1 protein-coding gene is annotated in these 401 nt (G+C 48.4%); it reads right to left on the bottom strand.

The features are described 5' to 3' along the window. Positions 1 to 156: 156 nt before the first annotated feature. Positions 157 to 401 (bottom strand): hypothetical protein (locus OCV58_RS12180; protein WP_449566823.1); only part of this gene is annotated, 245 nt, incomplete at its 5' end.

Here is a 401-nt window from a genome sequence, read left to right on the forward strand (position 1 = left end):
CTCCTTTCAGAATGGTGTGTCGCGACTTCATTCTACCAGAGTTCTGCAAGCCATGTCTCTTTTTATTTTTGCGAAACTTATTGTACCTTATCTCAAGTTGTTGTGGGTATATATTTGACAGAAACATCTTGGCATGTAAATCCGGCCTTTTAGTATCTAATGTATATGGTGATATCCGCTGTTTTGGATATCTTTCATCCATCTTCCGTGCCATGCGCTTTCGCTCCCCGGCATGCGGCAGCTGTGCTCTGCATCATACACGCAATACGGCAGCCGCCGGCGTCGGCATTGCCTCGTCAATTCCTGTTCATTCAGGTCTGGTACTGTATCGGAGTGTTTCTTCGTCAGGCAATCTAAGGCATAGCGCCACACGTCGCCGCCGTTTTCTGCCAGCGTCCGCA

The sequence above is a fragment of the Megasphaera stantonii genome (assembly GCF_025567065.1).
In the GTDB taxonomy this organism is placed as follows: domain Bacteria; phylum Bacillota; class Negativicutes; order Veillonellales; family Megasphaeraceae; genus Megasphaera; species Megasphaera stantonii.